The sequence below is a fragment of the Chengkuizengella sp. SCS-71B genome (genome assembly GCF_040100845.1).
Classification (GTDB): domain Bacteria; phylum Bacillota; class Bacilli; order Paenibacillales; family KCTC-33759; genus Chengkuizengella.
Map to the genome: position 1 here is coordinate 2,789,855 of NZ_JAZHSH010000001.1, position 14,144 is coordinate 2,803,998.

Sequence of the window (14,144 nt, forward strand, 5' to 3'; positions counted from 1 at the left end):
ATGTCTACATATCGAAATCTAGGTCGACTAATTTTTCAGCAATTTCATTAAAAGAACTTTCAGATTGTTGGAAATACCCTTCCCAAACTTCTTTGTTCCAAATTTCAATTCGATTAGAAACTCCAATGAAGATCGATTCCTTTTCTAATTTCGCATGTGATTTTAAGTTGTTCGGTATATTTACCCTTCCCTGTTTGTCTAACTCACATTCTGTTGCTCCAGAAAAGAAAAACCGTGTAAATGCTCTTGCATCAGATTTCATGAGAGGCAGCGCTTTTAGCTTTTTTTCTAAAACTGCCCATTCTTCGGACGGGTAGATAAATAAACATTGGTCTAATCCACGGGTTATGATAAAGGTTGGACCAAGGGCATCACGAAATTTAGAAGGTACAATGACTCTACCTTTTTCATCTATGTTATGTTGATATTCACCCATGAACATACGATCTTACCCCTCTCTCACCCCTATGTACCACTTTACACCACTTTCTACCACTATGACTAGCTATTTTCTACAAAAATAAAAAAAATCCTGCTTTTTACAGGATTTTTTTAAAAAAATAGTTCTATAGTCCGATGAAATCGGGTTATTTTTTTAGTGTGCTGACCAGCTATCTAAATAACTTCTTTGCTCCTCAGATAATGTATCAATATTGATTCCCAATGATTCCAACTTAATTCTAGCTACCTGCTCATCTAGTTCATAAGGTACACTTTCTACTTTATTTCCAATGTTTTTGTATTGTTCATTGACATATTTCAGCGACATCGCTTGAAGTGCAAACGTCATATCCATAATTTCAGCAGGATGTCCATCACCTGCAGCGAGGTTCACTAATCTACCTTCAGCAAGCAAATAAATTTTACGGCCATCTTTCAATTGGTACTCTTCTATATTATTTCGAACGGTTCTTACAGAGGAAGATTGTTCTAATAATTCAGGTTTATTAACTTCTATGTCAAAATGACCAGCGTTTGAAAGAATAGCTCCATCCTTCATCACCTTGTAATGCTTACCTCGAATAACATCCTTATTCCCTGTAACAGTTACAAAGAAGTCACCTACTTTTGCTGCATCATCCATTGACATCACTTCAAAACCATCCATGTAAGCTTCGACTGCTTTAATTGCATCTATTTCTGTAACCACTACATTAGCTCCGAGTCCTTTTGCTCTCATTGCGACCCCTCGTCCACACCAACCGTAACCTACAACAACAACTGTTTTACCTGCAACAACAAGATTAGTCGTTCGATTTATTCCGTCCCATACGGATTGACCAGTTCCGTAGCGATTATCAAATAAATATTTACAAAAAGCATCATTAACCGCAACAACTGGGAACTTTAATTCACCTTCTTTTTCCATTGCTTTTAATCTTAAAATTCCAGTTGTTGTTTCTTCTGCGCCGCCTCTAACATTTAATAACAAGTCCTGTCTTTCAGAATGAAGAATTGAAACTAAATCCCCACCATCATCAATAATTAGATCAGGTTTTATTTCTAAAGCTTTAACCATTAATTCTTTGTATTCAACTGGATCGGGATTATATTTTGCAAATACTGTAATACCATCCTCAACTAATGCTGCGCAAACATCATCTTGCGTTGACAATGGATTGCTTCCAGTAATAGCAACCTCAGCACCACCTGCTTTAATTACCTTCGCCAAATAGGCTGTTTTCGCCTCTAAATGCAGTGAGATTGCAACCTTCAAACCTTTAAATGGTTGTTCCTTTTCAAATTGCTCGCGAATACGATTTAATACAGGCATGTGTGCCTTTACCCAATCAATTTTCAAATGGCCTTGTGGTGCTAATGTTATATCTGTTATCACACTTTTTTCTACTGTATTCAATATCATTTCCTCCCTTTATGATTATGGTAAATAAATAATTGAGTGTAAATTTTCTTTATCTGTTGGTTCATCTAATAACTGCTTAAACCAATCAAAACCGTATTTATTTAAATAGGTAATAACATTATATACTCTTTCCTGCGGTTTTTCTAATGGTTTAATGGATAATTGTATTCGGTCTAATTGTCGAATTGCTGCTTCATGTTGTGATTGAATAGCATTTACGGAGCGCTTTTCTAAAAAACTAATCTGTTCTATAATTTTTTGTTTATTTCTAAGACCAAGCTTTGCCATTGACGGGTTAATATTTTCTATCTTTGACAACAAAGGTTCATAAAGTTCCTCAAAGCTCTTTTTCACTTCTGAAAAATGTTCTTCAACCTTTAATTCATCCTGCTCTAATAACCAACTTTTCTTTTTATCTTCAAAATGACTTAATACATCATCCATTGAAAACTTATACTTTTTCATATACTTTTGAATCGTGCTTTCTATAATAGTATATTCAAAACGAGGGTGTATGATAGGAAGCTTCATATCAAATAAATGAAAGACTTCCTTTAATAATCCCCAGTAGGCAATTTCACTTGGTCCAAGCACTGTACTCCATACCGGGAATAAATATTCTTGCATAATTGGACGGGTGAAAACGTTATTACTAAAACGTTCTGGATGTTTGTATAATAATTGAATTAACTCGTCTTCTTTAAATGAAACTTTATTTTGCTTATCAGTATATTCACCTTGAATAGTCCTCATCAATAATAAACGTTCACTTTGGTGAATATAAAACAAATTAGATTGGTTATCATTAATTTGAGCTTGAGGTACATATCCAAGCGTTTCAACATGCTTTTTCCCAAGATATAAAGCCTCATTAAGAGCACCATTTTGCTTAATTAAGTTTGAAAACATAGTTACTTCTATTTGACGCAATTGTTCATCATTTGAATCAAGTAAAATCAATCCTGATGTACCAAATAACCAAACCATCATTTTGGCAAAAACTTCAACTAAGTTATTCGAATTGTCCGTTATACAATTTAATCGATCTAATATCTCTGCTTTAAACTCTGTTTCAATTAAATCTTCACTAATATCATTTAAAACTTGCTTCCATTCATCAAGGTGAATTTTCAAATCACTAATCGGTGACTTTAAATCTTCTTGTGCAGGTTGAATTTTTAATTTTTTTATTTTTGAATTAGAAGATAAATAATGAATGTGATTTACCTCATCAAAATCATGGTCCTCTCCTGCGATCCAAAAAACAGGTATAACCTTTCGTTTTAGTTGTTTTGATGCTTCACGGGCTTGTTTGATAATTGTGATAATTTTGTAAATTGTAAGTAAGGGACCAGAAAACAACCCTGCTTGTTGACCGCCAATAACAACCAGCGTTTCTCTCTCTTTTAAAGCTTCAATATTTTGTAGCGCTAACTCCGTGTTTCCTACTTTTTGATTGAAATATTTTAAATACTCTGAGAGAGCGTTTCTATCTGCTTTTAAATGAGAGTTTGTTTCCAACCAAGACAAACGATCTGTTATAGAGTTTTTATCCCAAGGATTAAAATCAAACAGACCATTCACACGTTCAAAATAATTCAAATAATCATTTGTTAATGGTTGGTTAGCCTTTATGTAATAGGGTTCAGTTTTCATGAACTGACCTCCAATATTTTGAAATATATTGTGTTAAAAACAACTTTGATTTTACACGTATTATTAAATGTCTTCAAGTAAAAAAAATAAAAAAGTAATATACTATCAAAAGGACACTAAATAATAAAATTATATATTTTGCAAAATATTCACTCAAATTTGTGATAAGGTCATAAATCGAAGCCAAAATCCAGCAGTAAAAGAGGAGGGTTTTCCCTCCTCTTTTACTTGTGTATTAAATAAATTTAAAGTTATGAATTCGCAAAGTATATTCCAACACCTATAAATAAAAACAATATGTACGAAGTACTTAATACCAAAAATCCTATTCTCCAAATCACTCTAAATAATTTTTTAATATGTACCTTGCCCTTTAATCGATTTTGTAAATTGCCGACTAAACCTCCAAAAATCAAGAAGATTAATACGATGATCCATATCCCACCAAAACTTGAGCTTTGAAATATAATATCATACATAACTGCTACCGCACCTATTAAAAAAGGTGTAGTAAAATCCATAGCTAAATTCGTTACCTTTTTTTTATTCTCATATTTAAAGAATAAAACAATCCAAAATATCCCAAATGATATAAAGGGTAATATTGAAAAAATAGCATATATTGTTGATACCGTGTCTAGCACATATCCCATAAAGTCCACCTGCAATTTCATCATATATTTCACTCCAGTATAAATCTGGAGTTAATAACCTCATGAAAAGGTTTGTCCAACTGACTTTAATTTGGTTACTCCTTTTACCATATTATAAACTACTTGATGAGTTGGTATTTCAATCTTGTATTCAGAGGCTAAACGAATCAGGCTACCGTTAATCCTATCAATTTCCGTTTCTCTTCCTTCAAGAATGTCCTGTAACATGGAGGATGAATTGTTTGACGTTTTTTGACAAACCTCTATGAGCTGATCCCAGAGTTGTTCATCCGTTTTTATACCTGCTGCTCTTGCAACCAGTTTACCTTCTTCCAATAAATTTTTCATTAGCTGAACCCAATTTTCAGATGAGAGCAATTCCCCATTGGAAACTTTTAATATGGCTGTCAGTGGATTGATAACAGAATTAATTAATAGCTTATTCCAAATTATACTACTCATATTGTTCGTCATTTGTGGTTTAAATCCTGCATCACTTAACGATTTCATCAATTTTTTTTCACTTTTATCAAAAAATTCCGATTTCTGAGATTCTTGTCCAATCCAAATAATGCCTTTACCAGTATGTACTACACTATGAGCAGCATTTTTTTTAGCTGCTTCAGTAGTAATTGCAAGATAGATTTTATCTCTTGGAATCCATGATGATAATTTCTCCTCATGACCAATTCCATTTTGAAAACAAAGCAATTTAGTCTGTTCTTTCATTAATGTTGAAATGTCTTGACCTAATGATAGATTGATATGATGTTGTTTTACCATTAAAAATATCCAATCCAAATCAAATTCCAAATCATTTTCTTTTACTTCAACTATAGAATAACATGCAAAATTGGCTGCATGCTCCCTTTTTCCCTCAGCGAGCTGCAGCCCATGTGCTCTTATAATTTCGGCCTGATCTTTCGTTCTAGTGATTAATACAACTGGTATATTAGCTAGAGTGTACTTAGCAGTTAATAATAAACCTAATGAGCCGCCACCGACAATACAGAACTTCATCTTGTCACCTTCTTCAATTGTAACTACTCATTAAATATACCATTTAGATTGTTTTTTAAAAAGACTGTTAATACCGGGTTGAACGACACATTAATCAATTCTTTCAAGATTTCCATTTGCATCCATTTTAAACTTTGGCTTTGAAGCGTCTTCTTCTTCAGCGGCTAAAAACGCCATTTTACGAGCTCTATCCATAATTTGAATGAGCGCTTTGTAATCATCATTTACTGTTCTATAATCCGACTGTACTTCATTTACTTCTCTTTTAATTTGTTCATTTTCAGATGTAATTTCCATAAGAATATCGTCTTTTTTCTGCAATTCTTTTTCTAAGAATTTAATTTGTTGTGTTAATTCTTGATAAGTTGTTTTCCATTGACGTAAAAAACGAATGACGGATTCGATTGAAATTGCTTGCTCTAAATTAGGCATCTCTCCTTTTGATGGAATTAGATCTTGATTATCAATTGATAATGGTGGTGGACTAATTTCTTTTTTAGTATGATTTCTTTTTTGTCTTTGTCCTTTTGCAATTTGAATTGCAGCCTCATATTTTTTCCTGACACAACTATTCCATCTAAATCCACAAGCTGCTGCGGTTCTACCTATTCTCTGTCCTACCTCTTCAAATGCTGATAACTGTGTACTTCCCTCTCGAATGTGACGCAATGTGATTTCAGCTAAAATCAAATCATCATCCGGAGTCCAAGCATCTTGTCTTACTGCTGTCATGTTAAACCTCCTAATCGTGATTTCAATGTGTTTGGCAAAGTTTCCTTATTTATCTTTATGCCTATAATAGAGTTCATAGAATCTATTTGTTTGATACTATTTGGTATTACCAACTTTTTTCAACCTCATACATATTTTTTTGATATATGGTCAAACTATAAACAACCTAATAGAGGTTGTTTCAAAAAGTCCCTGCAGAATATGGTATATGCAGTGCTTGAAGATTAAAATTCAAAAAATGTTACTATTTTCGTCATTTTGTATGGTTTACATGGTTGTTTAAAAAACTTATAATTTATGATATATTGGAGTGAGTTTGCAATGGAAAGGGGGATGCTTTATGCCAAGAATGTATCGTGTCATGGGTTTTTGGACTTTAGCAATTGGCTTAATGGCATTAGCTGGTCATATGGTTGAGTTAGCTTTAATATCTTTTGCTCAAACAGCTGTTTTTGTATTATTAGGATATATGAATTTATCTGAAAAAGCATACATATTGATTTTTTGGGGTTATTTATTAGTAGCAGGTATCGGAATTACTTATTGGTCTTTCTTTAAAATGCCGCTTTATTAATATGGTGTGCTTTTATAAAGTAAGTATAGATTAGGGATAGCTATTAGCTATCCCTTTTTTCCTTTTACTCATTTTTTTGAATTAAAACTTTAAATAATTCGCTCATTTGATCACTTAATAACAATTGCCTAATCGCTCTATTTTTCTTTACAATAGGATGAAAGGGATCTGAAATGTTATGCTGCTGTAATTTGTTTAAAATCCCTGATTGGTATAAAAATTCTTTTTGTGACATGTAACTATGACTAAAGCCCATATTATCACCTACTGATATACAAGCAGAAAAATTAACGTGTGAAGTTATATCTTGTTCTCCGACGTGGGAATAAGGCTGTTGAGATGCTTGATGTTTGTAATAACACATAAGTGTTCCTTCCATTCGGTGTGCAGCATATATTTCATCTCTTAAATCTCCATAATCAATGGTAATAATCGTTGAAGAGGTTAAACTAGCCATCAACTTTTTTAACCATTCCATTGCTGCTAAGTTGATTTCAAATTTTTGCCCTTGTTTCAAATTTAGATTTTCATTTTTTATATAAGATAGTAAAAGTGGATTAGTACATTTTATGTATTTATCCATAAACTTTTGAGCTTGATCATCCCAGCCAACAAATATTTCATAATATTCCTCCTGGTCATAAATCAAACGATGAACAGGAAATGCATCCAATAGTTCATTGTTGAATATGATTACATGCTCAGTATGTTTCTCACTTAACCATTCTTCACCTGTTAGAAAATGTACTTTCCCTTGATGTTCAATAAGAGAATTTACTTGAAGCTGTTTATGGTAATCACTCTCCTCAATTGATATAAACTTAATACGCTCATATAGTGCATAGTGGTTATCTTGCAATTCATCTAATACCTGTTTGGCTAAACTACCCGTCCCTCCTCCCCACTCAACTATACTTATATTTTGTCCATTTTTTGTTATAGGTTGATTGGAAATATAATTAGCAAGCATTTCTCCCATGATTGTCCCTACTGACGAACTTGTATAAAAGTCACCTTCTTTACCAATCTTAGTATGACTCCTAACATAGTAACCATACTGTTCGTGATACAAGCACAATGACATATAATCATAAAATGAAATAGCTTTCATCTCACTGTTATTTATTTTTTTTTCAATAATTTCCACTAATGGAATACACCCTATATTAGCCATATAGTAAACTCCCTTACTAAGATTTAAACTTAAAAAACATTTGTATGTTATCCCTTCAATGTCAGTCTTATGTTATAATAAAATCTATACATACCATGGGTTCATTACATATAGAAGGAGAACATATTTATGAAAAAACCTAGTCAAAATATTTTATTTTCAACTTTTTTTAGCACTTTTATTTTATTTGTTTTACTCATTTCAGGCTGTACCTCACAAAATGAAGCATTAAAAGAACAAGTAGAAACCTCCTTAATGGAAAAGAGCAATTTATCAGACGTCACACTAAGTGGTAACGCAAAGCTACATTTACAATTGCCTTCAAATGAATCGAATCCATTTTACACTTTATTACAAACTTTTTCAGAAAATGGACAACTAAGTTGGGATGGTATAATAGTTGATGATTCTATGGAAATAAGCACCTTATTTGAATCAAATCAAACTTCTTTAAATGTACCTATTATTGTTACAAATGACAAATTATTTTTTAATATACCACTCATTAGCCCTGAAAATGAATATTTTGAAGCAGAGAAAAATGAGTTGTTAGCAAATGCAGACCTTAATTTTGAGTCATTATATATGCAATTTTTGTTAGAATTAATAAATAAAACAGATGCACAGATGTTCAAAGATAAATCGATAGAAACAAAAGAAGAACTTCAAGAACAAAAAATTATTGAAATAGAAATATCTGAACAAGATTTAATATTCGTTGTCAGAGAGTTTTTGTTAAATGAAATGAAAGATATCATCCCTGATGATATACGTTCAAATATAGATGGAGCTTTAAATTCTTATCTCTCAGCAGAAAATACAGAGGCAGAAGAAACGCAGTCAAGTATAATCACTTTAGTTATGGATGCAAATGGTGAAATTACGGACCAAGATTTAACGTTAAATTTGTTGGATCAGGCAATAACTATTCGTCATCAAATCATAAACAACCCTAACTCTAATGCACAAATCAAAGTGCCAGAACAAACTTTACCATTATTTGACTTTTTTACTTATTTAGATGAGTTAGAGAATTTGCAAGAGTTTACATTTGAGCCCGGTATTTTCATACCTGAATCTAATTATGCTGATCAATCCGCAGAGAAAAAAATTCTTACTCTTATAAACAACAATTTAGAATCTATCATTGAACAAAATAAAGATCAGTTCTACTCTACTTTTTCCTCAGAAAAAAATGCTGAAAAGGGCTGGGAACTTGTCCAAAACAATTTATATCGATTTATACAAGTTGAAGACCTGCAATTTAAAAATAAATCAGGAAAATCTTTTAAAGTTGGTGTACTATACGAATCCGTTAAGGAAGCAAACACTGATCAAAAACCTTTCATGAGTGGCTTTACATTTACAATTAGTAAAGTAGAGTCGGAATGGAAAATTCAAAACATTAAATAGGTAGTTTGGTATTGCCCATTTTGATTGAACAAGACATCATCTTTTGTTCAATCAAAATGGGCATTTTATTGCATACAATCATCATATCGTTAAAATTGTCATATAAATGATATACTAAGTAGGATAGATATGGAGGAGAACGTTTATGCAATTTTCAAAAAAAATACTAATCTTTTATTTCTGCATCTTTTTATCTTTTTACTATTCAAATCTATCTTATGCTTTACAAACAGATGATCTCTCCTTAGAAAAAACAAAAAAATTACTTGAAAAGGGACTAACTATTTTTGAAATAGACCAAGAGTTAGAAAGGCTAGGCATAAAAGAAGAAGAAATTGAACAAGCCATTTCAGTTACAGAAACTAACATTGTTACACAAAATAAAATGGTAGAAAGAAGCAGAGAAAAATCAGGAGAAGTATTAAAAAAATATTACACAAAAGAAAGAGATGATTTAATTCACCTTTTATTTTCAAGTGAATCTATATCAGAAGTTCTATCTATACTAGAATTTATGCAAGCAATTGTATCAAGGGATCAAAAAATTTTATCTGACTTCCAAAATGATCTTGATAAACTTCAAGCTTTATATCTTGAATTATTAGATACGCAAACAGAACTAAGCAATATAAAAAAAGCGCTTATTTTTGAAAAAGAACGTTTAATCACTTTACAAAATGAACTCGATAATGAAATAGAACAATTAGAAGATGGAGAAAGCATTCTAGAGCAAATTGAACAACTAACAATGGCTTGGGAACATGAAGGCTTGCCTATTTTTAAAACATATTTTCAAGCTCTAGCTAATGCAATGCAAAACTTGCCTGATATCCTTACTGACAATAAACAACATTTACAATTAGAGGGACTCCAGTTTGTTTTTCAAATCACAGACGATGAGCTCAATGAATTTCTAAGGAAACAAGATCCTTTATTCGAACCTTTTCAATTTGAATTCAAAAAAGATGAAATTGTTGCCTATGGAACGAATAAAGAAATAAATATCAAACTATCTGGTATGTATCAGATAGTGGTTGAGCCCGAGAACATCATCCAGTTCCAAGTTAACGAGTTAAAATATAATGATTTCTTACTACCAGATACAACCATTAGAGCATTAGAAGAAGAATTTGATTTAGCTTTTTATCCAAAAAAAATCGCCCCATTTGTTGAGGCAAAAGAGATTGATTTAAGTGAAGGCAATCTAAAAATATTTTTAAATTTACTAAATTAAAAATTGATCCAAAAATATTTTGCGTACAGACGCCAACCTCTATTCGTGGTATTTTCAAATCAGGTGGAGTTAATTTTGACTATCCTCCATCCATTGTGAAGTCCAAAGAATTGAATTTTTTTCTAAAAAGCTTGATTGATTCACACCATACAACTGGTTAAAATCTTGTATAAATCGACTCAATTGATTAGGTAAATTGGGATTAGGTTTCATAGCTTTCATACCATCAAGCTGAATGTCTACCCGATTATTATTAAAAATCTTTGAATAATATGGACCTGAAAGAAGCGTTTGAAGCCATTCAAAGGCTTCTTTTTGTTCGTTCGTATTTGATGAAATGACAAAGCTGCTTCCCCTAATTACTCCTCCTCCAATTGGAGAGGTGTTCTCAGATTCAGATTCTAAATATACAGGTGCATATTCGTAAATTTCATTCTCATGATTATAAAAATCTTTTAATGTCGTTAACTTCAACAAAATTTCACCATTATTTAATAATTCCCACGAGTTTTCAGCAACTTTAAGTTTAGTAATAATATCCCATTGTATATCTGAGTGGTTAATTTCTACAGATGATCCTTCTTTTGTCATAGTATTTAACATAGAGAGGATTTGAAGTAAACTGTAAGGATCATTTTGATCTACATACACTTTTTCTGGATAAAGAAACATGATCTCAATTAAGTTTTCTAATGTATTCGGTTTTAGTACATCCATTTTTGTTAATTGTTTAGGATTCCATACCCAAATATACATATCTGATTCAATTGGAATAGCCCAATCAGAACCATTCCATTTCGTCTGATAACGTAACAAGTTGTGATACTCCACATTCATACTATTTATGATTTCATCCAGTTGAATCAAATATCCACTTGCTGCAAACTCATTTATCCAATCATTGTCCAATAACATAATATCTGATGCAGTTCCAATTTGTGAAGCTTGTTTATACTCGGTGTATGCTTGTTCTTTAGTATAAGAATTCAATCGTATATATACACCTGAATGACTCTCTTCATATTTATTATTAAATTCTTTTAATAATTTTAACTGATTTTCATCGAGTGAAACTGAAACCTCCAATATGTTGGTTGATTGAAAATCTCTCTGATTATAAAAAGGTCTTTCTTCTTCATCCGGTTCTTTCTCATTAACTGTTATAATAGGCTCAGTGCCTCCAATGAAAATAACTATACTAAAGGAAATTAATAAAATCCCAAAAAACATAAACAGACCCTTTTTATTAAACATCGGTTTCTCCCCTATAGTAACCATACTTACTTCTATAATAACAAAAATGTACATTGAGTTAAATTGTGTTTTATTGGATAATGGAAAAAGTGATATTATACATAAAGATTGTTCAAAAAGTTATCATTCTTACTGACCTAACTTTTTAAAACACACATATAAGGAGAATAATTATGATTAAACATGCAGTTATAATGGATTTACCTGAGGGGAAAATACCAGGTTATTATGCTCAAGTTGTCAAATCATTAGCAAATAAAACCAATTTATTTGACAGAGATAAAGAAGTGCTTATAGTTAACTCAAAAAAAGAGCTGGAGTCAGTTATTGAAGTCATGGATCATTTTAAAATCAATTATGATACTTGCACTCTTTTTGTATTGCCAGAGGATGCCAAATTAGCAACTCATTATTCTGACTATGGATTTACAAGTAAATTTGGAAATACTTATTTATATGAGAATCTCACAAGTATATTTTATTTTACTCAATCTCAAGAAACTAACACTAGTCAAGCCATTGATCAAATTGAAGAGCATAAATTAGCTGAGTACAGTTTAGGAACGCTCACGTACTATGCAGTAGAGAAACATCTAGAGGAGTTAATAGAAGGGATATCTAAAGCGTATCATTGCCAAATTAAATTTATCTAACCTGGAGTCAGTAAGGGGTAACACCCCCTTGCTGAAGCTTTTTTGATCCACTGTAGAATATTATAACTTATCTTCCAAGGAGATTAATAATTTCTTCAGCTCTGTTTTGATTTCAAACAATTGCTCAACACTTGAAAAATTGTTTGTACTTGAGATTCTTTTTTCCAATTGATCTATCGTGTTTATTATGGAAGATTTTCTTTGATGTTGAACTTGCTTTATCCATAAATCCATATCATCTTTAGAACTAAACAAATCTAACTTAGGTCTGGATCTATTCAAATTTTCTTGATATTCCTCCAGATGTTTCAAAGTTCTTCTATTCATCTTTTCCTTAGCTTTAAGCCTCATGTCATATACCGCCCCAAAATTTACAATATTACAATATCATATGAAAAAAAAAGTATTTTTGGAATCAAAATCAATTGAAAAAATTATAATAAATCTGTTGCTAGCTGAGCCAGATGGGACCTTTCCCCTTTTTTTAGAGTAATATGACCACTCACCGCTTCATTTTTAAATCTTTCAACTACATGTGTTAAACCATTACTTGAAGCATCCAAATAAGGATGATCAATCTGTTCAGGATCACCCATTAAAACAATTTTACTTCCTTCACCTACACGTGATAAGATGGTTTTTACTTCGTGTTTAGATAAATTTTGCGCTTCATCTATAATAATAAACTGATTTGGAATGGAACGTCCTCGTATATAGGTTAATGCTTCAACTTGAATACTTCCTAATCCAGCTAATATTTTGTCTAAATCGCCTGACTTTTTTGTATTAAATAAAAATTCAAGATTATCATAAATAGGCTGCATCCAAGGTCGTAATTTTTCTTCCTTTTCACCAGGTAGATACCCTAAATCCTTGCCCAAAGGTACAACCGGTCTTGCAATAAGCAATTTTTTATATTTATTCTCATCCTCTACTTTCAATAATCCAGAAGCAAGTCCCAGCAAAGTTTTACCTGTACCCGCCCTTCCTGTGATGGTTACAAGCGGAATGTCATCGTTTAATAGTAACTCTAAAACCATTCTTTGTTGTACGTTTCTTGCAGCAATTCCCCAAATCGGATCATTACTCAAATATAATGCGTCCAACTTTTTGACTTGCTCATCCACTTTTAAAAGAGCTGATTTCGAAGTTCCTAACTCATCTTTCAAAATTACAAATTCATGTGGATTCAGGTTATGTTTATCATTCAAATGATCAATCGTTATATTTCGGAAAGTATAAAACTCATCTATAACTGAAGGATGTATATCCAGTGTATTATAACCTGTATAATCAGTTGTTTTTTCAAATCTATCAGATAAATAGTCCTCTGCTTTAATACCCAAAACATCGGCTTTTATTCTTACAAGAGTGTCTTTGCTAACTAACACTACAGATTTAGGGTGTGATTTTTCTTCCTCCTCTAATTTATAATTTAATGCTACAGCCAATATACGGTTGTCATTATTTATTTCAGCAAATGTATTTTTCATTTTTAAAAAACTAAGATGATTGAGTTCTACTTTTAATCGACCACCATTTTCCAAAGTAATTCCTTCTTGAAGTTTTCCCTTTTCTCTAAATCCATCTAATACTCTCGATACATACCTAGCATTCCTTCCAATTTCATCAGCATTTCTTTTCTTTGAATCAATTTCCTCCAATACGATAGCTGGTACAATTACATCGTGTTCTAAAAAATTAAAAAGTGAGTTTGGATCATGTAAAAGAACATTCGTATCTAACACATATATCTTTTTCATTTAAAAATCTCCTCCGATAAATATGTTCAAAGTAGGAAATACATAGATAACAATCTAGAGGACAAACTAAAAAATACACGCATTTAAAATCTCTTTTACTTGCGAAGGTTCATATTACAAGTAAAAAAAGTGAAAATTCACTGAAGGGAAGATT

Annotated in this window: 14 protein-coding genes; 4 read left to right on the plus strand and 10 right to left on the minus strand. The window is 31.6% G+C overall.

Annotated elements, in window-relative coordinates; translation table 11 throughout:
• Positions 1-4: 4 nt before the first annotated feature.
• From mraZ to VQL36_RS13670, 6 genes are all read right to left on the minus strand, one after another.
• On the minus strand, positions 5-442 hold the full coding sequence (gene mraZ, locus VQL36_RS13645; RefSeq protein ID WP_349249853.1) for a division/cell wall cluster transcriptional repressor MraZ: 438 nt from the start codon (positions 440-442) through the stop codon (positions 5-7).
• Positions 443-595: 153 nt separating this feature from the next.
• Positions 596-1,858, minus strand: coding sequence for an adenosylhomocysteinase (locus VQL36_RS13650; RefSeq protein WP_413789515.1), 1,263 nt, complete (start codon positions 1,856-1,858; stop codon positions 596-598).
• A 21-nt stretch (positions 1,859-1,879) separates the two neighbouring features.
• Positions 1,880-3,520, minus strand: coding sequence for a bacillithiol biosynthesis cysteine-adding enzyme BshC (bshC, locus tag VQL36_RS13655; RefSeq protein ID WP_349249855.1), 1,641 nt, complete (start codon positions 3,518-3,520; stop codon positions 1,880-1,882).
• Positions 3,521-3,771: 251 nt separating this feature from the next.
• Positions 3,772-4,197 (minus strand): DUF3397 domain-containing protein, encoded by a 426-nt coding sequence (locus tag VQL36_RS13660; protein ID WP_349249856.1) that lies wholly within the window; start codon positions 4,195-4,197, stop codon positions 3,772-3,774.
• 36 nt (positions 4,198-4,233) lie between these two features.
• A complete protein-coding gene (locus tag VQL36_RS13665) occupies positions 4,234-5,193 on the minus strand; it encodes a 2-dehydropantoate 2-reductase (RefSeq protein WP_349249857.1) in 960 nt (319 codons plus the stop codon).
• A 90-nt stretch (positions 5,194-5,283) separates the two neighbouring features.
• The gene (locus VQL36_RS13670; RefSeq protein ID WP_349249858.1) at positions 5,284-5,925 is read right to left on the minus strand and encodes an RsfA family transcriptional regulator; all 642 of its coding nucleotides are present in this window, start codon (positions 5,923-5,925) and stop codon (positions 5,284-5,286) included.
• 340 nt (positions 5,926-6,265) lie between these two features.
• Between VQL36_RS13670 and VQL36_RS13675 the strand changes: the two genes are divergently transcribed.
• Positions 6,266-6,499: a DUF2626 domain-containing protein gene (locus VQL36_RS13675; protein WP_160646211.1), complete on the plus strand. Its 234-nt coding sequence runs from the start codon at positions 6,266-6,268 to the stop codon at positions 6,497-6,499.
• 64 nt (positions 6,500-6,563) lie between these two features.
• Here VQL36_RS13675 and VQL36_RS13680 read toward each other — a convergent pair whose 3' ends face one another.
• The gene (locus VQL36_RS13680) at positions 6,564-7,673 is read right to left on the minus strand and encodes a class I SAM-dependent methyltransferase (protein ID WP_349249859.1); all 1,110 of its coding nucleotides are present in this window, start codon (positions 7,671-7,673) and stop codon (positions 6,564-6,566) included.
• A 129-nt stretch (positions 7,674-7,802) separates the two neighbouring features.
• On the opposite strand from VQL36_RS13680, the gene VQL36_RS13685 reads away from it, so the two are divergent.
• Positions 7,803-9,086, plus strand: a complete 1,284-nt coding sequence (locus tag VQL36_RS13685; protein WP_349249860.1) for a hypothetical protein — start codon at positions 7,803-7,805, stop codon at positions 9,084-9,086.
• A gap of 145 nt (positions 9,087-9,231) precedes the next feature.
• Positions 9,232-10,320 carry a hypothetical protein gene (locus tag VQL36_RS13690; protein WP_349249861.1) on the plus strand — a complete coding sequence of 363 codons (1,089 nt, stop codon included), beginning with the start codon at positions 9,232-9,234 and terminating at the stop codon, positions 10,318-10,320.
• A 69-nt stretch (positions 10,321-10,389) separates the two neighbouring features.
• Here the strand turns inward: VQL36_RS13690 and VQL36_RS13695 are convergent, their stop codons facing one another.
• Positions 10,390-11,574, minus strand: coding sequence for an ABC transporter substrate-binding protein (locus VQL36_RS13695; protein ID WP_349249862.1), 1,185 nt, complete (start codon positions 11,572-11,574; stop codon positions 10,390-10,392).
• A 173-nt stretch (positions 11,575-11,747) separates the two neighbouring features.
• Between VQL36_RS13695 and VQL36_RS13700 the strand changes: the two genes are divergently transcribed.
• Entirely contained in the window at positions 11,748-12,227 is a 480-nt protein-coding gene (locus VQL36_RS13700) for a hypothetical protein (RefSeq protein ID WP_349249863.1), read from the plus strand.
• Between the two features lie 60 nt (positions 12,228-12,287).
• Here VQL36_RS13700 and VQL36_RS13705 read toward each other — a convergent pair whose 3' ends face one another.
• Together VQL36_RS13705 and VQL36_RS13710 are read right to left on the minus strand one after the other, a co-directional pair.
• Positions 12,288-12,578 (minus strand): hypothetical protein, encoded by a 291-nt coding sequence (locus VQL36_RS13705; protein WP_349249864.1) that lies wholly within the window; start codon positions 12,576-12,578, stop codon positions 12,288-12,290.
• Between the two features lie 83 nt (positions 12,579-12,661).
• Positions 12,662-13,990, minus strand: a complete 1,329-nt coding sequence (locus tag VQL36_RS13710) for a PhoH family protein (RefSeq protein ID WP_349249865.1) — start codon at positions 13,988-13,990, stop codon at positions 12,662-12,664.
• Between the last annotated feature and the right edge of the window lie 154 nt (positions 13,991-14,144).